This is a genomic window from Micromonospora sp. NPDC047762 (genome assembly GCF_043204655.1).
In the GTDB taxonomy this organism is placed as follows: Bacteria; Actinomycetota; Actinomycetes; order Mycobacteriales; family Micromonosporaceae; genus Micromonospora.
On the sequence record NZ_JBIDCQ010000002.1, the window covers coordinates 960244 to 980165 of the forward strand.

General features: G+C 70.9%; 10 protein-coding genes and 3 pseudogenes. 7 read left to right on the top strand and 6 right to left on the bottom strand.

The window, feature by feature from the left end:
• Nucleotides 1–145: 145 nt before the first annotated feature.
• The 3 genes from ACGF3C_RS10020 to mce form a co-directional block, all read right to left on the bottom strand.
• Nucleotides 146–1411 (bottom strand): DivIVA domain-containing protein, encoded by a 1266-nt coding sequence (locus ACGF3C_RS10020; protein WP_091405818.1) that lies wholly within the window; start codon nucleotides 1409–1411, stop codon nucleotides 146–148.
• A gap of 307 nt (nucleotides 1412–1718) precedes the next feature.
• Nucleotides 1719–3074: a crotonyl-CoA carboxylase/reductase gene (gene ccrA / locus ACGF3C_RS10025; RefSeq protein WP_357224167.1), complete on the bottom strand. Its 1356-nt coding sequence runs from the start codon at nucleotides 3072–3074 to the stop codon at nucleotides 1719–1721.
• A 331-nt stretch (nucleotides 3075–3405) separates the two neighbouring features.
• Nucleotides 3406–3882 (bottom strand): methylmalonyl-CoA epimerase, encoded by a 477-nt coding sequence (mce, locus tag ACGF3C_RS10030; protein WP_355008997.1) that lies wholly within the window; start codon nucleotides 3880–3882, stop codon nucleotides 3406–3408.
• A gap of 61 nt (nucleotides 3883–3943) precedes the next feature.
• Between mce and ACGF3C_RS10035 the strand changes: the two genes are divergently transcribed.
• The 6 genes and pseudogenes from ACGF3C_RS10035 to ACGF3C_RS10060 form a co-directional block, all read left to right on the top strand.
• The gene (locus ACGF3C_RS10035; RefSeq protein WP_357224161.1) at nucleotides 3944–5143 is read left to right on the top strand and encodes an acetyl-CoA C-acetyltransferase; all 1200 of its coding nucleotides are present in this window, start codon (nucleotides 3944–3946) and stop codon (nucleotides 5141–5143) included.
• A complete protein-coding gene (gene meaB, locus ACGF3C_RS10040; RefSeq protein ID WP_355008995.1) occupies nucleotides 5140–6141 on the top strand; it encodes a methylmalonyl Co-A mutase-associated GTPase MeaB in 1002 nt (333 codons plus the stop codon). Before ACGF3C_RS10035 ends, meaB begins: the two co-directional genes overlap by 4 nt.
• Nucleotides 6142–6235: 94 nt before the next feature.
• Entirely contained in the window at nucleotides 6236–6637 is a 402-nt protein-coding gene (locus ACGF3C_RS10045) for an Asp23/Gls24 family envelope stress response protein (RefSeq protein ID WP_357224158.1), read from the top strand.
• A 220-nt stretch (nucleotides 6638–6857) separates the two neighbouring features.
• Nucleotides 6858–8546 (top strand): methylmalonyl-CoA mutase, encoded by a 1689-nt coding sequence (locus tag ACGF3C_RS10050; RefSeq protein ID WP_393220501.1) that lies wholly within the window; start codon nucleotides 6858–6860, stop codon nucleotides 8544–8546.
• 169 nt (nucleotides 8547–8715) lie between these two features.
• Nucleotides 8716–9638: pseudogene (locus ACGF3C_RS10055) on the top strand (tetratricopeptide repeat protein).
• A gap of 69 nt (nucleotides 9639–9707) precedes the next feature.
• Nucleotides 9708–10703, top strand: a pseudogene (locus tag ACGF3C_RS10060) (arginase family protein); the annotation flags it as partial.
• A gap of 565 nt (nucleotides 10704–11268) precedes the next feature.
• Here the strand turns inward: ACGF3C_RS10060 and ACGF3C_RS10065 are convergent.
• On the bottom strand, nucleotides 11269–13233 hold the full coding sequence (locus ACGF3C_RS10065) for a penicillin-binding transpeptidase domain-containing protein (protein ID WP_357224151.1): 1965 nt from the start codon (nucleotides 13231–13233) through the stop codon (nucleotides 11269–11271).
• A 289-nt stretch (nucleotides 13234–13522) separates the two neighbouring features.
• On the opposite strand from ACGF3C_RS10065, the gene ACGF3C_RS10070 reads away from it, so the two are divergent.
• Nucleotides 13523–18604: an NAD-glutamate dehydrogenase gene (locus ACGF3C_RS10070; RefSeq protein ID WP_357224149.1), complete on the top strand. Its 5082-nt coding sequence runs from the start codon at nucleotides 13523–13525 to the stop codon at nucleotides 18602–18604.
• 72 nt (nucleotides 18605–18676) lie between these two features.
• On the opposite strand, the gene ACGF3C_RS10075 is transcribed toward ACGF3C_RS10070, so the two are convergent.
• Together ACGF3C_RS10075 and ACGF3C_RS10080 are read right to left on the bottom strand one after the other, a co-directional pair.
• Nucleotides 18677–19390, bottom strand: a complete 714-nt coding sequence (locus ACGF3C_RS10075; RefSeq protein WP_393220505.1) for a class F sortase — start codon at nucleotides 19388–19390, stop codon at nucleotides 18677–18679.
• A 1-nt stretch (nucleotide 19391) separates the two neighbouring features.
• Nucleotides 19392–19922: pseudogene (locus ACGF3C_RS10080) on the bottom strand (hypothetical protein); the annotation flags it as partial.

Here is a 19922-nt window from a genome sequence, read left to right on the forward strand (position 1 = left end):
GGGCGATACGGACGGGCCATGTGGGAGCTACTTCACTCCGTTGCGGCCAGCGCACACCACGGGTGAGGAAACGCATACGGCGCGAGGTGGCACCGGTTACCCGGTGTCACCTCGCGCCGTCGATGCCCCTACCTGACGCCTCGCGTCAGCCGGCGGTCTCCGCGGGCACCCGCTCCTGACCACCATCGGTCTTCTTTGCTGCTTCCGGCTTGGCAGCCGGAGCGGCCTGCGCCGGCATTCCCGGAACGATGCCGGCGAGACCGGAGAGCATCTGACCCAGCTGCGACGTGACAGCGTCCTTCTGCCGGGTGAGGTCCTCGACCTCGCGGCGGGCGGCCTGCGTGGTCAGCTCCGCCTCGGTGCGGGCCTCGGTGAGCAGGCGCTGCGACTCGGCCTTCGCCTCGTTGAGGGTCTTCTCCGAGTGGGCCTTGGCCTTGTCGACGGTCTCGGCCGCGTTGCGCTCCGACTCGACCCGCCGCGCCTCGGCGCGCTGCTCGATCTCCTTGGCCCGCTCCTGCGCGGCGCGGGCACGCTGCTCGGCCTCGCTGACCATCTTCTGGGTCTGCGCGACCTGGGCGGCGTGCCGCTCGGACTCCTCGCGCTCGGCCTTCTCCCGACGCTCGGCCAACTGGAGCTCCAGGGCCTGCAGGTCCTTGTCGCGCTTGTCCCGCGCGTCGGTGAGCAGCTTGGTCGCCTCGGCGCGCTTCTCCTCAGCCTCGCGGGCGGCCTTCGCCCGCTGCTGGGTGATCTCCCGCTCGGCGGTGGCACGCAGGGTGGCGACCTCCCGCTCGACTGTCGACTTCAGCTCGGCCACCTCGTGCGCGGTGACCGTACGCAGCTGCTTGGTCTCCCGGTCGGCGTCGGCGCGCAGCGTGTCGGCCTCGCGGCGAGCCTGCACCCGGACCTCGGCGGCCTCGCGCTCGGCGGCCGTGCGCAGGTTGCCCGCCTCGCGCTCGGCGCTCGCCTTCATGGCGGCGGCCTCGGCGCGGGCCTTGTCGGTGATCTCGCGGGCCTCGAGGCGGGCGGCGGAGAGGATGCCCTCCGACTCGCGCTTGGCCTCGTTGCGGTGGTCGTTCGCCTGCTCCTCGGCGAGCCGCAGGATCTGCTCGACGCGCGTGCCGAGCCCGGAGAGGGTGGGTCGGCTGTTCTCTTCGAGCTGCTTGTTCGTGTCGGTGAGCTTCTGCTCCAGCGCACTCATGCGCTGCTCGGCCTGGCGGAGCCGACGCTGGGCGTCGTTCATCCGCTGCTCGGCCTCGGCACGGGCCTGCTCGGACTGGGTCAGCGCGGCGGTCATCCGGCCGAGGAAGTCGTCGACCTGATGGGTGTTGTATCCGCGCAGGCCAACGGTGAAATCTGGCTGCGAGTTCGCGTTATCGAAGAACGCGAGAGGGGAGGACTGCTGCTGGGGCATTGGGACATACTGGCAGACGCCCCAGGGTGCTTCGCAAGAGCGGTGCGAAGCTTTCGTGCCCTCTTTACATGGTCAACACTCGCGATCGGCGAGGTTGGACCAATCGGCGATCTTGGCAGGTCCCGGCCTGTCGGACGCCACGCAGCGTGACGCGGAAAAGGGCCCCGGGGTTACCCCGAGGCCCTTTGTTCGATCCGGGTGACTTATCCGCTAATGAGGGCGGAAGAACAATGAGCGATCAGCGCAATGGTCATCCGGCGTTCCACCGTCCGGCCGGGACCGCCCCGGCGCTCCGGATGCCGGGAGGTCAGTGACCCCGGAACCGGTTGATCGCGTCCTCGTGCCGGGCCCGCAACTCTCCGTCACGAACGCCCAGCCCGTCAGTGGGTGCGAGGCAGCGCACGCCCACCTTGCCCTGGTGGGCGTTGCGGTGCACCTCGTACGCGGCCTGGCCGGTCTGCTCCAGCGGATAGGTGCGGGACACCGTCGGGTGCACCTTGCCGAGCGCGACCAGGCGGTTGGCCTGCCACGCCTCGTGGTAGTTGGCGAAGTGGCTGCCCACGATCCGCTTGAGGTGCATCCACAGGTAGCGGTTGTCGTACTGGTGCAGGAAGCCGCTCGTGGAGGCGCAGGTGACGATGGTTCCACCGCGTCGGGCCACGTAGACGCTGGCGCCGAACGTCTCCCGGCCCGGGTGCTCGAACACGATGTCCGGGTCCTCGCCGCCGGTCAGCTCGCGAATCCGTTCGCCGAAGCGCCGCCACTCGTCCGGGTCCTGGGTCTCCTCGTCCTTCCAGAAGCGGAAGCCCTCCGCGGCCCGGTCGATGACCAGCTCCGCGCCCATCCGGCGGCACAGCTCGGCCTTCTCCGGCGAGGACACCACGCAGACCGGAATCGCGCCGCCGTTGAGCGCCATCTGGGTGGCGTACCCACCGAGGCCGCCGGAGGCGCCCCAGATCAGCACCACGTCACCCTGCTTCATGTTGGCGCCGTGGTGCGAGACGAGCTGCCGGTACGCGGTGGAGTTGACCAGCCCGGGACTGGCCGCCTCCTCCCAGCTCAGGTGCCGCGGCTTGGGCATCAGCTGGTTGGCCTTGACCACCGCCAGCTCGGCCAGCCCGCCGAAGTTGGTCTCGAAGCCCCAGATCCGCTGTTGCGGGTCGAGCATCGTGTCGTCGTGCCCGGCCGCGTCCTCCAACTCGACGGAGAGGCAGTGCGCGACCACCTCGTCACCGGGGGCCCAGCGGGTCACCCCGGGGCCGGTGCGCAGCACCACGCCCGCCGCGTCCGAGCCGACCACGTGGTACGGCAGGTCGTGCCGGCGGGTCAGCTCGGAGACCCGGCCGTAGCGCTCCAGGAACTTGAAGGTGCTCACCGGCTCGAAGATGCTGGTCCACACCGTGTTGTAGTTGATCGCGCTGGCCATCACCGCTATCAGCGCCTCGCCCGGGGCCAGCTCCGGCGTCGGCACCTCCTGCACGTGCAGCGCCTTGCGCGGGTCCTTGTCCCGGGTGGCCATGCCGTCGAACATCCGGGACTCCTCGGCGCGGACCACCACGCCCCGGTAGCTCTCCGGTACGGGCAGCCCGGCGACGCCGGCGAGTTCGCGGTCCGGATCGTTCGATTCCTCCGCCGCCATGATCGCTTCGAGGATGTCCTGCACGGTGACCTCCGGTTCTTCCGCACCCGCACGGGCCCGGGTGCTGCCATCGTCGGCGCCGGTGGGCACGACCGCCATGTCGGCATTCGACACATCCGGCACCGGTCGCGCTCCTGTGGGGCCGGACGTTACTGAACGGTAGCTAGGCCGGGAAGTCCTCTGTGAAAAACTGCATCCGCCGATGCGTGAAGGTGTCCAGCCACCCCGCCAACCGCGCACTGACGTGCGCGCGCCTCGGCCTCCAGCGCTCGCCACCCCTCGTTGATCAAGAGCGTTCGGTCATCTGCGCGGGGCGGGATGACGCAAACCTCTTGATCAACAGGGGTGGGGTGGGTCAGTGGGGAGTGGGGGCGGGTTGGACCAGTTCTACGAGGACGCCGCCGGCGTCCTTGGGGTGCACGAAGTTGATCCGGCTGTCGGCGGTGCCACGCCTCGGAGTCGCGTAGAGCAGGCGCATGCCGCGCTCGCGTAGCGCCGCGCAGGCCGCGTCGATGTCCACGACCGTGTACGCGACCTGCTGCACGCCCGGCCCGTTGCGGTCCAGGAACTTCGCGATCGTCGACTCCGGGGTGAGCGGGGCGAGCAACTGCACGCAGCCGCCCTCGGTGGTCGGTCCGACGGCCAGCATCGCTTCCCGGACGCCCTGCTCGGTGTTGGTCTCCACGTGCACGCAGCGCATCCCGAACGTCCGCTGGTAGAAGTCGATCGCGGCGTCCAGGTCGGCCACGGCGATCCCGACGTGGTCAATCTTGCGAAGCCCGATGTCTGTGACGTAGTCCGCACCGGGCTCGACGGGGGAGTTCTCTGCCATGGCGCTAGTCTGGCCGAACAATCGTTAAGGCGTACAGCTCGGCACCCCTTCGGAGGCAGGCATGGCTTCGGTGATCGTCAGCGGCGCGCGGACCCCGATGGGCCGGCTGCTGGGCAACCTCAAGGACCTCCCGGCCACGAAGCTCGGCGGGATCGCCATCAAGGCCGCGCTGGAGCGTGCCGGCGTCAGCCCGGACCAGGTCCAGTACGTGATCATGGGTCAGGTGCTGCAGGCCGGCACCGGTCAGATCCCGGCTCGGCAGGCGGCGGTCGAGGCCGGTGTGCCGATGTCCGTGCCGGCGCTGACCATCAACAAGGTCTGCCTCTCCGGCCTGGACGCGATCGCCCTGGCCGACCAGCTGATCCGCGCCGGCGAGTTCGACATCGTGGTGGCCGGCGGCATGGAGTCGATGACCAACGCCCCGCACCTGCTGATGGGCCAGCGCACCGGCTACAAGTACGGCGACGTGGTGGTCAAGGACCACATGGCACACGACGGGCTCAGCGACGCCTGGGACTGCTGCTCGATGGGCGAGTCGACCGAGCGGCTCGGCGCCCGGCACGGCATCTCCCGCGCGGAGCAGGACGCCTTCGCCGCCGCCAGCCACCAGCGGGCCGCCGCCGCCCAGAAGAACGGTCACTTCGCCGACGAGATCGCCCCGGTGGTCATCCCGCAGCGCAAGGGTGACCCACTGGTGATCACCGAGGACGAGGGCATCCGTCCGGACACCACAGTCGAGTCGCTGGCCAAGCTGCGCCCCGCCTTCGCCAAGGACGGCACCATCACCGCCGGCAGCTCGTCGCCGATCTCCGACGGCGCGGCCGCGGTGCTCGTGATGAGCAAGGCCAAGGCCAAGGAGCTGGGGCTGACCTGGCTGGCCGAGATCGGTGCGCACGGCAACGTGGCGGGCCCGGACAACTCCCTGCACTCGCAGCCGTCCAACGCGATCAACCACGCCCTGAAGAAGGGCGGCCTGAGCGTTGCGGACCTGGACCTCATCGAGATCAACGAGGCGTTCGCGCAGGTCGGTGTCCAGTCCACCCGTGACCTCGGGATCAGCCCGGACAAGGTCAACGTCAACGGCGGCGCGATCGCGCTGGGGCACCCGATCGGCATGTCCGGCGCGCGTCTCGTCCTCACCCTCGCCCTCGAGCTGAAGCGGCGCGGCGGTGGCACCGGCGCGGCCGCGCTGTGTGGCGGCGGTGGCCAGGGCGACGCGCTGATCATCCACGTGCCGGGCAAGGCCGAGACGGACCAGTGAGCGAGACTGAGCACGTCCCGGCGGCGGGCACCACGTCGGTGCGCCGCAGCCGGGACGTACCGCTGCTGGTCGAACGGGCCCGCACGGGCGACCCCCGGGCGGTGGCTCGCCTGATCACGTTGGTGGAGAACGGCGACGCGCTGTTGCCGGAGATCGCCGCGGCGCTGGCGCCGTACGCCGGGCAGGCCCAGGTGGTCGGGCTGACCGGTTCGCCAGGGGTGGGCAAGTCGACCACCACGAACGAGCTGGTCCGCGCGCTGCGGGCGCGCGGGCACCGGGTGGGCGTGCTGGCGGTCGACCCGTCCAGCCCGTTCACCGGCGGAGCGATCCTCGGTGACCGGGTGCGGATGCAGGACCACGCCACGGATCCGGGCGTCTACATCCGGTCGATGTCCAGCCGGGGGCACCTCGGCGGGCTGGCCGCGGCCACACCGCAGGCGGTCCGGGTGCTGGAGGGCGCCGGCTGCGACGTGGTGCTGGTGGAGACCGTCGGCGTCGGTCAGGCCGAGGTGGAGGTCGCCTCGCTCGCCGACACGACGCTGGTGCTGCTCGCACCCGGGATGGGCGACGCGATCCAGGCGGTCAAGGCCGGCATCCTGGAGATCGCCGACGTGTTCGTGGTCAACAAGGCGGACCGGGACGGCGTCGACGCCACCGTCCGGGACATCCAGGGCATGATCGCGCTCGGCGAGCGCGGGCCGGGGCAGTGGCGGCCCCAGGTGGTCCGGTCCGTCGCCGCGCGGGGCGAGGGCATCGACGACATCGCCGCCGCCATCGACAAGCACCGGGGCTGGCTGGTCGAGCACGGCGAGCTGCGCCGCCGCCAGGAGACGCGGGCCGCCGCCGAGATCGAGGCGATCGCGCTCGGCACCCTCCGCGCCCGGATCGGCTCACTTCGCGACGGTACGGAGTTGGCCACGCTCGCCACCAGGGTCGCCGAGGGCGCTACCGACCCGTACACGGCGGCGGACGAGTTGCTCGCCCAGCTCGCGCGCTGACCGTCCACCGGGGACGTCCGGGGGCCACCTCGTCCTTGTAGGCTCGCACCGCCCCACGGCGGTGGGGCCGGTGCGAGGAGCAGGGGGAGCGGCTATGGACCACGAGGCGACGCAGGAGCTGACCACGGCGTCGGTGCCCACCGGCGGGACGACGCACGTCTCCGACGAGGTGGTCGAGAAGATCGCCGTCGCGGCGGCCCGCGCGGTGCCCGGCGTGGCCGATCTGGGCGGCGACGTGGCCCGGTTCTTCAACTCGGTCCTCGACCGGGTCGGGTTGGACCAGGTTGGTGACGCTCGGCGCGGCTGCTCGGCCCACGTGACCGGGGACGCCGCCGTAGTCAACCTGGTGCTGGTGATCCAGGCCGGTCAGCCGGTGCCGGAGATCACCAGCCAGGTGCGGGCCCGGGTCACCGAGGCGGTGGAGGCGTACGGGCTGCGGGTCGACGAGGTCAACATCCGGGTCGACGACGTGGCGATGGGCGGGCCTGCGGCGTAGCCGATGGCCGGAGAGGTGCAGGCTCTACAGCGCCACCTTCCCAGTCGATCATGCAGTCGTGGTGGCCAGTTTGGCCCCGGCTGCGGGATTGTGCACCACCACAACTCCATGATCGACGCGGTGGCTGCCGTTACTCGCCGGTACGGCCTGACTTAGCGATCGTTCAGGTAGGGGCCTTACACTCGACAGGCAGTCGAGGACCCGAGGAGGAGCCCTGCTCATGGACGCCGACGAGATCGACGCCGGACGGGCGCGCTGGCAGGCCCGGTACGACGCCGCGCGCAAGCGGGACGCGGACTTCACCACGCTCTCCGGCATGCCGGTGGAGCCGGTGTACGGCCCGCCGGAGGGCGCCACCTATCCGGGCTTCGAACGGATCGGATGGCCGGGCGAGTATCCGTACACCCGGGGTTTGTATCCGACCGGCTACCGCGGTCGGACCTGGACCATTCGGCAGTTCGCCGGCTTCGGCAACGCCCAGCAGACGAACGAGCGCTACAAGATGATCCTCGGCGCCGGCGGCGGCGGGCTCTCGGTGGCGTTCGACATGCCGACGCTGATGGGCCGCGACTCGGACGACCCGCAGGCGCTCGGCGAGGTCGGCCACTGCGGCGTCGCCATCGACACCGCCACCGACATGCAGGCGCTCTTCGACGGCATCGACCTGGCCGACGTCACCACCTCGATGACCATCTCCGGCCCGGCCGTGCCGGTGTTCTGCATGTACCTGGTCGCCGCCGAGCGGCAGGGCGCCAACCTGTCCAAGCTGGACGGCACCCTGCAGACCGACATCTTCAAGGAGTACATCGCGCAGAAGGAGTGGCTCTTCGACCCGGAGCCGCACCTGCGCCTGATCGGCGACCTGATGGAATACTGCGCCGCCGAGATCCCGCGCTACAAGCCGCTGTCGGTCTCCGGCTACCACATCCGCGAGGCCGGCTCGACTGCGGCGCAGGAGCTGGCGTACACCCTGGCGGACGGCTTCGGCTACGTCGAGCTTGGTCTTTCGCGGGGGCTGGACGTGAACGTGTTCGCGCCGGGGCTGAGCTTCTTCTTCGACTCGCACCTCGACTTCTTCGAGGAGATCGCCAAGTTCCGCGCCGCCCGCCGGATCTGGGCCCGCTGGTTGCGTGACGTCTACGGCGCGACCAGCGAGAAGGCGCTGTGGCTGCGGTTCCACACGCAGACCGCCGGGGTGTCGCTGACCGCGCAGCAGCCGGTCAACAACGTCGTACGGACCGCCGTCGAGGCTCTCGCGGCTGTGCTCGGTGGCACGAACTCGCTGCACACCAACGCGCTGGACGAGACCCTGGCGCTGCCCACCGACGAGTCGGCCGAGATCGCCCTGCGTACCCAGCAGGTGTTGATGGAGGAGACCGGCGTGGTCAACGTTGCCGACCCGCTCGGCGGCTCCTGGTACGTCGAGGCGCTGACCGACAAGATCGAGGCCGAGGCGGAGGAGATCTTCGCCCGGATCCGGCAGCTCGGCGGAGACGGGCCACACCAGATCGGCCCGATGACCTCGGGCATCCTGCGCGGCATCGAGGACGGCTGGTTCACCGGGCACATCGCCGAGTCGGCCTTCGTCTACCAGCAGGCCCTCGAAAAGGGCGACAAGAAGATCGTCGGGGTCAACTGCCACACCGGCACGGTCGCCAAGGAGCTGGAGATCCTGCGCATCTCGCACGAGGTGGAGCTGGAGCAGCGCCGGGTGCTCGCCGAGCGCAAGAGCGGGCGGGACGAGGAGGCGGTGCGCGCCGCGGTGACCCGGATGATCGCGGCGAGCCGTACCGACGAGAACATGATCCCCGCCATGCTCGACGCGGTGCGCGCCGAGGCCACGTTGGGCGAGATCTGCGACGCCCTGCGAGCCGAGTGGGGCACCTACCGAGAGCCAGCCCGCTTCTGAACCCCCACCCCGTCGATCTTGCAGTTTCTGCGGTGCCATAAGGCATGAATGCGGCATAGCGGCGACAGAAAGTGCAAGATCGCGGGGGTGGGGCGTGGGGCGTGAGAGTTGCAACGTCGGGGTTGCGGGTGAGCTGAGAATCCGGGCTCACGTGCGAGACTAGGTAACCATGAGCGACCCACGGATCACCTCGTCGATCTTCACCCGCGGCGCGGTCGACCTCAGCACGCTGCGTGGCCCCGCACCAGCAAGTACCCGCCCCGGCGCGCCCCCGCAGGGCGGCCCGTCCAACGGCGCCCCGGCGCGCCCACCGCCGGCGGTGACACCGCCATCGTGGACGTCACCGAGGCGACCATCCAGTCCGACGTGCTCGAACGCTCGATGGCCACGCCCGTCGTCGTGTTCTTCGGTGCGGCCGGCTTCCCGGAGAGCGACGAGTTCGCCCCGGTCCTGGAGCGGCTGAACGCCGAGGGCGGCGGCACCTGGGTGCTGGCCCGGGTCGACGTGCAGGAAAATCCCCGAATCGCCCAGATGTTCCGGGTGCAGGGCATCCCCATGGTCTACGCGGTCGTCGGCGGCCAGCCGGTCGACGCCTTCTCCGGAGTTGTTCCCGAGGCTCAGCTGCGGCAGTGGATCCAGGCAGTGCTCAAGGCCGGTGGCGTGGCAGTCGCCGAGCCGGAGGACCCCCGCCTCGACGAGGCGGACGACGCGCTGATGAGCGGCGATCTGGACGCCGCCGAGCAGGCGTACCGGAAGATCCTCGCCGACGCCCCGGCGGACGCCGCGGCCACGGCGGGGCTGGCCCAGGTCGGAGTGGCCCGCCGGGTGGCCGGCGCCGACCCGTCCGCCGCGCTGGCCGCCGCCGAGAGCGCCCCCGACGACGTCGCCGCCCAGCTGCTGGCCGCCGACATCGAGGTGCTCAGCGGCCTGGCCGAGCAGGCGTACGCCCGGCTCGTCGGTCTGGTCCGGCGCACCGCCGGTGAGGACCGTGAGACGGTTCGCCAGCACCTGGTCTCACTCTTCTCCATTGCCGGCCCGGACGATCCGGCGGTCGCCTCGGCGCGTCGGGCTCTGGCCAGCGCCCTGTTCTGAGTTCGTAGCACGCCAGCGCGGGCCGGCGTTCCGGCCGGCCCGCCCGACCACCGAGGACGGGAGCTCACGATGCGCCGGATCGCCGTCCTCGACGCGCCGACAAATCTCGGTCTACGGCCGCCGACGCCCACGTCGGTCCCGGGTTGCGCCAAGGCGCCCGGGGCGCTGCGCGACCACGACCTGCTGGCCCGGCTCCGCGCCCGCGACGCCGGCTGCGTCACCCCCGCCCGGTACGACCCGGGCGACTGGCGGCCCGGCGACGGGGTGTGTCACGCCAGGGAGATCGCCGACTACTCGTTGGCCCTCGCCGAACGCATCGGCTCGATCATCGACCGGGGCGAGTTCCCGGTGGTGCTCGGCGGCGACTGCTCCGTGCTCCTCGGCTCGGCCCTGGCCATGCACCGCCTCGGCGAGGCCGTCGGCGGGCGGATCGGGCTGGTCTTCGTCGACGGGCACTCCGACTTCCGGCACCCCGGCAACGCCTCCTACGTCGGCGCCGCAGCCGGTGAGGACCTGGCTCTGGTCACCGGGCGAGGGCAGGCCGACCTGGCCGCGCTGGAGGGCCGCCGGCCCTACTTCCGCGACATCGACGTGGTGGTGCTCGGCATCCGGGCCCAGGACGAATACCGGCTCGACCTCCAGGCCGCCGGGATCACCACCCGACCGGTGCCGGCGCTGCGCGCCGAAGGCGCCGCCCGGACGGCCCAGTGGGCGCACGAGCAACTCGCCGACTGCGCGGGCTACTGGGTGCACATCGACGTGGACGTGCTCGACCCGGCGGTGATGCCCGCCGTGGACGCCCCCGACCCGGGTGGAATCGCCTTCGCCGAGTTGGAGATCCTGCTCGCCGGCCTGGTCGACACCCCGCACTGCCTCGGCGTGGAGCTGACCGTCTTCGACCCCGACTACGACCCGGACGGCTCGTACGCTGCCGAGATCGTCAACACAGTGGTCGCCGGTCTGGCGCCGGTGACCGCCCCGGAGGCAGTGCCGCCCCGACTGCTGGCGGCACGGCCGACGCCCTCCCCGCGGCGCGGCAACGGCCGGACCGCGACCGTCACCGAGCGTCCCGACCGTGCCGAGCGGCTCGACGGGCTGGTTGGGCTCGACGGGCTCGACCGTGCTGAGCGGGTTGCGCGGCGTGAATCACCCACTGGCAACGACCCCGCTGACATCGACCACGCCGATAGCGGGCCTGCTGCGCTCGGGTCTGCCGATGACGGCCCTGCCGACGTCGGTGTCCCCGACATCGGTTCGTCGGTGAGCACGGTGCCGTACGACGTCCCTGTCGAGGGGGAGTCACCCGGCACTGGCGGACGGGCCCACTCCGAGCCGTCGGGCGTCGCGGCCAGCATCGCGTCCCTGGTTGAGCGCGAACCGGTCGGCCCGCCGGCGTCGGCCGGCCCAGGTCTTCTCCGACGCACCACCCCGTCGAGCCAGAACACGTCCGAAAGGCACGAGGCCGACACCGCCTGACCCGGTCCTCGGCCGCAGGGCCTTGATCGACTCGGTTTCAGGGAATCCGGGGTGTCCGAGTGGCTCGGACACCACAGTTTCAGCGAAACCGAGTGGATCAAGGCCCTGCGCCGGGCGATGGCCCGACGCCCGGCGGGGCCTCCAGGTGGTGGGGTCAGGGGGTGGGGAGAGCGCGGAGGAAACGCTCGGCCATGGGGACGGCCGAGGCGGTGCTGGCCCCGCCCTTCTCCACGAAGACGGCGAACGCCACGTCGCCCCGCCAGCCGACGAACCAGGCGTGGGTGTGCGCCGGGTTGTCGTCGTACTCGGCGGTGCCGGTCTTGCCGTACACCTCGCCCGGCACGTCCTTGAGCGCGCTGCCGGTGCCGGCGGTGACCACCTCGCGCATCATCGTGCGCAGCGCCGCGACCGACTCCGGCTTGAGCTGCTCGCCCGCCGGGGCCGGCTTGGCCGGTGCCGGGTCGATCAGCAGCTTCGGCTGCTCGAAGCGGCCGCGGGCGACGGCGGCGGTGGCGCCGGCCATGGCGAGCGGGCTGACCAACGTGGTGCCCTGCCCGAACGACGCGGCGGCCTGCTCGGCGAGGCTGCCGCCCGTCGAGACCTTGCCGGTGAAGGCGTCCGTGCCGAGATCCCACTGACCCTCCAGGCCCAGCGAGCGACCGGCGGCGGCCAGCCCGTCGCCGCCGAGCTTCGGGGCCAGCGCGGCGAACGCCGTGTTGCAGGACTTGGCGAAGTCGGTGCGGAACGGCACCGAGCCGAGCTCGAAGTTGTCCGAGTTCTTGAAGGACCTGCCGTCCACGGTGAAGGTCTTCTTGCAGTCCACCGGCCCGTCCAGCGTGACCGCGCCCCGGTCCAGCAGGCCCAGCGTGCTGACCATCTTGAAGGTGGAGCCGGGAGGCACCTGGGCGTCGAAGGCCAGGTTCTGCCCGGCCGGACCGGGGCCGTTCGCGGCGGCGAGCACGGCGCCGTCGCTGATCCGGAGCGCCACCAGGGCGGAGCGGCGCGGCTCGGCGCGCAGTGCCCCGTCGGCCGCGTTCTGGACGGCGACGTCCAGCGTGGTCTTCAGCGCCTGCCCGGGCTGCGGCTCCCGGCGGAACAGCTCGGCGCCGGTGGGTTCGAGTTTGCCGCCCTCGGCCGGACGCTCGACCACCACGGTCAGCCCGGGGCCGCCGCGCAGTCGCTCGTCGTAGCGGCCCTGTAGACCGCCGTGCCCGACCAGGTCGCCGACGACGTACCGGTCGGGATGCGCGGCGAGGTCGTCGGCCTGCGCCGGGTCGACGGTGCCGAGCAGCGCACGGGCGAACTCGCGGGTGGGCGCCAGGTCGATCTTGTCAGTGACGAACTTGGTGCCGGGCAGGTCGTAGATCCGGGGCTTGATCTGCCGGTACGCCTCCTCGCGCAGCGACACCACCTCGACGAAGGCACCCGGCTCGGCCTTGGCCACCCTCTCGGGCAGATCGGCCAGGTCGACGCCGGGAACCAGCGCCGGGCGGATGGCCTTGAACGCCGCGTCGAGGTCCTTGACGAGCTTCTTCAGGTCGGCGACCCCGTTGGGCTGCACACCCACCCGGACCACGGTGCGCGGGGTCACGAGTGGCTTCCCGGCGTTGTCCAGCACGGCGGCGCGGGCACCGGCGTCGCGACGCAGCGCCAACCGGTCACCCTTGGTGAGCTGCTCGTGCACCACCGTCGGCTCCCAGATCACCTGCCACTGGTCGTCGCCGCCGTGGGCGAGCCGGACCTCCCGGTCGTACGCCCATCGGGCCTGACCGGGCAGGGCCCACTCCACCTGGACGGTGGTGGTCGCGATGTCCTTCGTGATCTTCGGCTCGCCGCGACGCGTCAGCGTGGGCGGGGTGGCCGCCAGCTCACCGGAGAGCTCCTTGATCTCACGTGCGACGTCCGCCGACGGCAGTTTCGAGCCGAGCGGGTCGATCAGACCGACCGCCTGGAGGTCACCGCTGCGCCAGCCCGCGAGGAAGGCGTCCACGGTGCGTTGCGGCCCGTCGTCACCGGAACAACCGACGAGGACACCCGCCGCGAGCAGCGCCGTGGTGACGCCGGCGGCAAGCCGGCGGGCGGGGTTCGGCCGGTGGGGCCGGGGGTACGACAAGGGCATGAAGCTGGTCCTTCCGATCTCGGACTGCCCTCGCACGGTAGTACGGGAACGCCGTCCCCAACGTCCCGCAGGTGCTCGGCCGCGCTCAAAGACGAGCCGCACCCGTGTGATGAACATCGCGTGGCGGGGTATCCCGCAGCCGGCCTACCTCGGACCCGCAACGGGTGAAAGGACAAAGTCCCGATCCGGACGTCTGGCCAGTGGTCCGCCGACGAAGGCGCACAACGGCAGGGCCTAGGCTGGGCGGCAGAGTGACCCACAACGCGGTGGGTCGAGGGGAGTGGCACCGATGGACCGGCGTCCGGCGATCAAACCGGAACCCGACCTCCGGCAGGATGACTCCGGCCGGGACGATGACAGCTTCGATTCGGCGACCGACGGGGACGGCTACGGCCGACTCGACACGGGAGTCACCGGGCTGACCGGGTCGAGCATCGACACCATCTACGATCTGGGTCTGCCAGCCGAGGCGCTGGCCGACGACGTGGAGGACGCCGAGCTCGACGAACCCGTTCCCAACGCGGAGCGCCTGGTGGCCCAGGCCGTCGCGCTCGCCGGGGACGACCACGACGCGGCGACACTTGTCGGCCGTTTCTGGCGGTTCGCCCCGGACGAGGAGCTGGTCGGCTTCACGGCGGAAGAGATGCTCGACGCGGCCCGGGCACACCGGGATCTCGCCCAGCAGCGGGTACCGGGCGAGTTGAAGCTGCGGATCCACGAACCGCACGCCGACCAGCACCACACGGTCGTCGAGATCGTCACCGACGACATGCCGTTCCTGGTCGACTCGGTGACGGCGCTGCTCAACTCGTACCACCTCGACGTGCACCTGCTGGTGCACCCGTTGGTGGTGGTGCGGCGGGAGCCGCTGGGCCGACTCACCGAGGTCTCCGCGGATGTGGAACCGGACGACGCGATCGCCGGCGACATCATCGAGAGCTGGATGCGGATCGAGATCGACCCGGTCCGGGACGCTGCCGAACGGGACCGGTTGCGCCGCGAGTTGCAGCGGGTGCTCACCGACGTGCGGGAGGCGGTCGAGGACTGGCCGAAGATGCGTCAGCGGGCCCTCGCACTCGCCGACGAACTGGCGTCCGCCCGTACCTCTGACAACCGCCCACCGGTGCCGGAAAAGGACATCACCGACTCGGTGGAGTTGTTGCGGTGGCTCGCCCAGGACCACTTCACCTTCCTCGGCTACCGCGAGTACCGGTTGGTGGACGCCGACGGCGGCGACGCCGCCGACCCGGTCGAGGGCAAGGCGTTGGAGGCGGTGCTCGGCACCGGTCTGGGCATCCTGCGCTCCGATTCGCCGGATGCGCGGTCGCTGTCGTCGATGACGCCCGAGGCGCACGAGAAGGTGCTGGAGAAGCGCCTCTTGATCATCACCAAGGCGAACTCCCGGGCCACCGTGCACCGCTCGGCGTACCTGGACTACATCGGCTTCAAGATCTTCAACTCCGCCGGTGACGTGATCGGTGAGCGGCGGTTCCTCGGGCTGTTCTCGACGGCCGCCTACCGGACCAGCGTCCGCGAGCTGCCTGTGGTACGCCGCAAGGTGGCCGAGGTGCTGGACCGCTCCGGTCTGAGCCAGCGCAGCCACTCGGGCAAGGATCTGATCCAGATCCTGGAGACCTACCCGCGCGACGAGCTGTTCCAGATCAAGACCGACGACCTGTACCACGCGGTGGTCGGCGTGCTGCGGATGGCCGGCCGACGGCAACTGCGGGTGTTCCTGCGCCGGGACGCGTACGGGCGGTTCATCTCCTGCCTGATCTACCTGCCCCGGGACCGGTTCACCACCCAGAACCGGCTGCGCATGCAGGACATCCTGCTGCGTGAGCTGAACGGTGTCGGGGTGGACTACACCACCCGGGTCACCGAGTCGATGCTGGCTCGGGTGCACTTCATCGTCCGCACCGACCCGACGCGGCCACCCGGCGACATCGACGCCGACCTGCTCGCCGAGGAGTTGGCCGACGCCACCCGACTGTGGGACGACGACTACCGGTTGGTGCTGGAGCGCAAGCTCGGCGACGAGCAGGCCAAGCATCTGTTCACCCGGTACGCCGACGCCTTCCCGGAGGGCTACAAGGACGGGCACACGCCGTACGAGGCGATGAAGGACCTGGCGAAGCTGGAGCTGCTGGAGGAGCCCGGCCAGCTGGAGATGCACCTGTTCCGCAAGCAGTTGGCGCCGCGGCCGGGCACCCGGGTGCCGGGAGCCGACCTGGCCGAGGCGATGGACGTCCGGTTCAAGGTCTACCGGTACGGCGAGCCGATGATGCTCTCCGCCGTGCTGCCGGTCCTGCACTCGCTCGGCGTACGGGTGGTCGACGAGCACCCGTACGAGGTGGACCGGATCGACGGTCGGGTCTACCTGTACGACTTCGGCCTCATGCTGCCCGAGGGGCATCACGAGCTGGCCGAGGTGCGCCCGCACGTCGAGAACGCCTTCGCGGCCGCCTGGCGCGGCGAGGCCGAGGTGGACCGGTTCAACGAGCTGGTGCTGCGCGGCGGGCTGACCTGGCGGCAGGTGGTGGTGCTGCGGGCGTACGCGAAGTACCTGCGGCAGGCCGGCACGGTCTTCTCGCAGGACTACATGGAGCAGACCTTCATCGCGTACCCGAAGCTCGCCGCGTTGCTGGTGGAGCTCTTCGAGACCCGGTTCGCGCCGGGCGAGTTGAGCGCCGAACAGCGCCAGCAGCGCAGCGGTGAGCTGGTGGAGACGATCCGGGGCGCGCTGGACGACGTGGCGAGCCTGGACCAGGACCGGATCCTGCGCTCGTACCTGACGCTGATCGAGGCGACCCTGCGGACCAGCTTCTACCAGAAGCGCGCCGACGGGCGGCCGAAGGCGTATGTGGCGTTCAAGCTCGACCCGCAGGCCATTCCGGACCTGCCCGCGCCGCGACCGAAGTTCGAGATCTTCGTCTACTCGCCGCGGTTCGAGGGTGTGCACCTGCGGTTCGGGCCGGTGGCCCGGGGCGGGTTGCGGTGGTCCGACCGTCGTGAGGACTTCCGGACCGAGGTGCTGGGCCTGGTGAAGGCGCAGATGGTGAAGAACACCGTGATCGTGCCGGTCGGCGCCAAGGGCGGCTTCGTGTTGAAGCAGAAGCCGGGCGACCGGGACGAGGCGGTCGCCTGCTACCAGGAGTTCGTCGGCGCGATGCTGGACGTCACCGACAACATCGTCAGCGGGCAGATCGTGCCGCCCGAGGACGTGGTCCGGCACGACAGCGACGATCCGTACCTGGTCGTGGCGGCCGACAAGGGCACCGCGACGTTCTCCGACATCGCCAACGAGATCTCCAAGGCCCACAACTTCTGGATGGGCGACGCGTTCGCGTCCGGCGGATCCGCCGGCTACGACCACAAGAAGATGGGCATCACCGCCCGGGGCGCCTGGGAGTCGGTCAAGCGGCACTTCCGGGAGCTGGGTCTGGACACCCAGGCCCAGGACTTCACCGTGGTCGGCGTCGGCGACATGTCCGGCGACGTGTTCGGAAACGGGATGCTGCTCTCCGAGCACATCCGGCTGGTGGCCGCCTTCGACCACCGGCACATCTTCCTCGACCCGGAGCCGGACGCCGCCACCTCGTACACGGAGCGTCGACGGCTGTTCGACCTGCCCCGCTCCTCCTGGGAGGACTACAACCCGGAGCTGATCTCGGCAGGTGGCGGCATCTTCCCGCGTACCGCGAAGTCCATCCCGATCACGCCGCAGGTCCGGGCGGCGATCGGCCTGGACGACGACGTCACGCAGTTGTCGCCGCAGGACCTGATGAAGGCGATCGTCACCGCTCCGGTGGACCTGTTCTGGAACGGCGGCATCGGCACCTACGTCAAGGCCTCCACGCAGACCAACGCCGAGGTGGGCGACAAGTCCAACGACGCGATCCGGGTGGACGGGCGCAGCCTGCGCTGCCGGGTGGCGGGCGAGGGCGGCAACCTGGGCTGGACCCAGCTCGGCCGGATCGAGTACGCGTTGACCGGTGGCCGGATCTACACGGACTTCATCGACAACGCGGCCGGGGTGGACACCTCCGACCACGAGGTGAACATCAAGATCCTGCTCAACACGGCGGTGGCCGATGGTGAGCTGACCATGGCCGACCGGGACGAGTTGCTGGCCGGGATGACCGACGAGGTCGCGGAGCTGGTGCTGCGCGACAACTACGACCAGGCTCGGGCGATCAACAACGCCCAGGCCCAGGCCGCCTCGCTGCTCCCGGTGCACCGTCGGATGATCAACGAGCTGGAGCGTTCGGGCGGATTGGACCGCGCGTTGGAGGCGCTGCCGCCGGACGAGGAACTGGCGGTCCGCAGCGAGTCCGGGCTGACCGCGCCGGAGTTCGCCGTGCTGCTCGCGTACGTGAAGATCGTCCTTGAGCGGGAGATCCTCACCGACGGGTTGGCCGACGAGGAGTGGACGACCGACGTCCTGGTCAACTACTTCCCGACGCCGATGCGCGAGCGGTTCGCCGACCGGATGGGCCGGCACCGGCTGCGCCGGGACATCGTCACCACGGTGCTGGTCAACGAGGCGATCAACCGGGGTGGCATCTCGTTCATCTTCCGGGTGGTCGAGGAGACGGCGGCCAGCGCGGCCGACGTGATCCGGGCGTACGTGGTGGTCAGCGAGGTGTTCGGCCTGCGCGACCTGTGGGACGAGGTCGAGGCGCTGGACAACAAGGTGGCGCCGGAGCTGCAGACCAGCGTCTACCTGGACACCCGTCGACTGCTCGACCGCGCGGTGCGGTGGTTGGTCTCCAACCGGCGCTCGCCGATCGACGTACCGGCCGAGATCGCCCGGCTGCGCGACGGGGTCACCCGGCTGCTGCCGGGGCTGGAGGAGCTGTTCTACGGCAACGAGCGCCAGGGCATCGCCGCGCACATGGACTCGATGACCGAGCGTGGGCTACCCCGCGAGCTGGCGGAGCGGGCCACCCGGCTGATGTACAGCTTCGGTCTGATGGACGTGGTGGAGACCGCGAACGCCAGTGGGCGGGACGTCAGCGAGGTGGCCTCGGTCTACTTCGTGCTGTCCGACCTGTTCCGGGTGGACTCGCTGTTGTCGAAGATCTCCCTGTTGCCGCGGGAGGACCGCTGGCAGACCCTTGCGCGGATGGCGCTGCGGTACGACCTGTACGCCGCGCTCGCCGCGCTCACCGCGGAGGTGCTCGACTCCACCCCGGGCGACCTGCCGCCGCACGAGCGGGTGCAGCAGTGGGAGCAGTCGAACGCCACCTCCATCCACCGCGCCCGACGGGCGATGGGTGAGTTCGACGAGTCACGGGCGGATCTCGCCGCCCTGTCGGTGCTGCTGCGCCAGATCCGCACCCTGGTGCGGACCTCCGCGGCAGCCTGAGTCAGGTACGCCGGACGCGGTCCGGCCGGTCGGGGTGACCCGACCGGCCGGACCGCGTCCGTTCGTCGTCGGTCAGGCCGCCAGGGTGGCGAAGACGACGATGTTGTCCGGGTAGCTCTTCGCGGCCTGATCGAACTGGCCGCCGCAGGTGACCACCCGCAGGCCGGGCCGGTCACTCGGTCCGTAGACCAACTCGGTGGGGAAGGCCGTCTTCGGGTACGACTTCACCGAGTCGACAGTGAAGGTGGCCGGCACCCCGTCGGCGCGGCGCACCGTGACGGTGTCGCCGGGGGTCAGAGCGCCGAGGTCGAAGAAGACGGCCGGGCCCAGCACCGCCGAGTCCACGTGCCCGACGATGACCGCGTTACCCGTCTCGCCCGGGCTCGCACCGGGCTCGTACCACCCGGCCTGGTCGGCCTTCTCCAGCGGAGGGACCTGGACGGTGCCGTCCGGGTTGGTGCCCAACGACATGATCGTCGCGTTGACGCCGATCCGGGGGATCTCGATGCTCGTCGGTGCCGACCGGGCCAACCCGACCGCCGACTGACCGACCGGCTGCCCGTCGATCGGCTGCCCGTCGACCGGAGGGGCATCGTCGGCGGTGCTCGCCGGCGCGGTCGGCTCGGGGCCGGCCTGGGCCAGCGGCTGTGGCGGCCGGGGAGTGGGCGTGGTCTTCAGGGAGGCGCCGATCATGCCGGCGCCGATCATGGCCATGGTGACGACGACGGCCGTGCCGGCGGCACGCCACGGTCTCCCGCGGCGGCCGCCGGCCGGTGTCGTCGTCACGTCAGACGAGCGAACCATCGGTCCGCCGACGACGCATCAACACGATCCCGCCCAGCGCGGCAGCGCCGAGCAGGCCCGCCCCGCCGGTGGCCAGGCCGCGGTCGGTGCCGGTGCTGGCGCCACCGTCACCACCGTCGACGCCGCCGTGCGGCAGCACGACGAGCTCGCCCTCGCCGCAGGAGCCCTTGAGCTCGTAGCGACCCGGCTTGGCGTCCTTGTCGACCTTGGCTTCGCCGTAGTAGACGAACTCGCGCTCCTTGTCCCAGTCACGCTCGTCCGAGCCGCGCTCGTCCTTGCCGTAACCGCCACGCTCGTCCGAGCCGCGCTCGTCCTTGCCGTAACCGCCACGCTCGTCCGAGCCGCGCTCGTCCTTGCCGTAACCGCCACGCTCGTCCGAGCCGCGCTCGTCCTTGCCGTAACCGCCACGCTCGTCCGAGCCGTGCTCGTCCTTGTTCTCCCAGCCCTTGTCCGAGCCGTAGTCGGAGCCGTGCTCGTCCTTGTTCTCCCAGCCCTTGTCCGAGCCGTAGTCGGA

What these genes read in the sequence shown, in the direction of transcription:
- ACGF3C_RS10020 (WP_091405818.1), bottom strand. Translation starts at nt 1,411, where the DNA reads ATGCCCCAGCAGCAGTCCTCCCCTCTCGCGTTCTTCGATAACGCGAAC.
- mce (WP_355008997.1), bottom strand. Translation starts at nt 3,882, where the DNA reads ATGGCAGAGAACTCCCCCGTCGAGCCCGGTGCGGACTACGTCACAGAC.
- ACGF3C_RS10035 (WP_357224161.1), top strand. Translation starts at nt 3,944, where the DNA reads ATGGCTTCGGTGATCGTCAGCGGCGCGCGGACCCCGATGGGCCGGCTG.
- ACGF3C_RS10045 (WP_357224158.1), top strand. Translation starts at nt 6,236, where the DNA reads ATGGACCACGAGGCGACGCAGGAGCTGACCACGGCGTCGGTGCCCACC.
- ACGF3C_RS10050 (WP_393220501.1), top strand. Translation starts at nt 6,858, where the DNA reads ATGGACGCCGACGAGATCGACGCCGGACGGGCGCGCTGGCAGGCCCGG.
- ACGF3C_RS10065 (WP_357224151.1), bottom strand. Translation starts at nt 13,233, where the DNA reads ATGCCCTTGTCGTACCCCCGGCCCCACCGGCCGAACCCCGCCCGCCGG.
- ACGF3C_RS10070 (WP_357224149.1), top strand. Translation starts at nt 13,523, where the DNA reads ATGGACCGGCGTCCGGCGATCAAACCGGAACCCGACCTCCGGCAGGAT.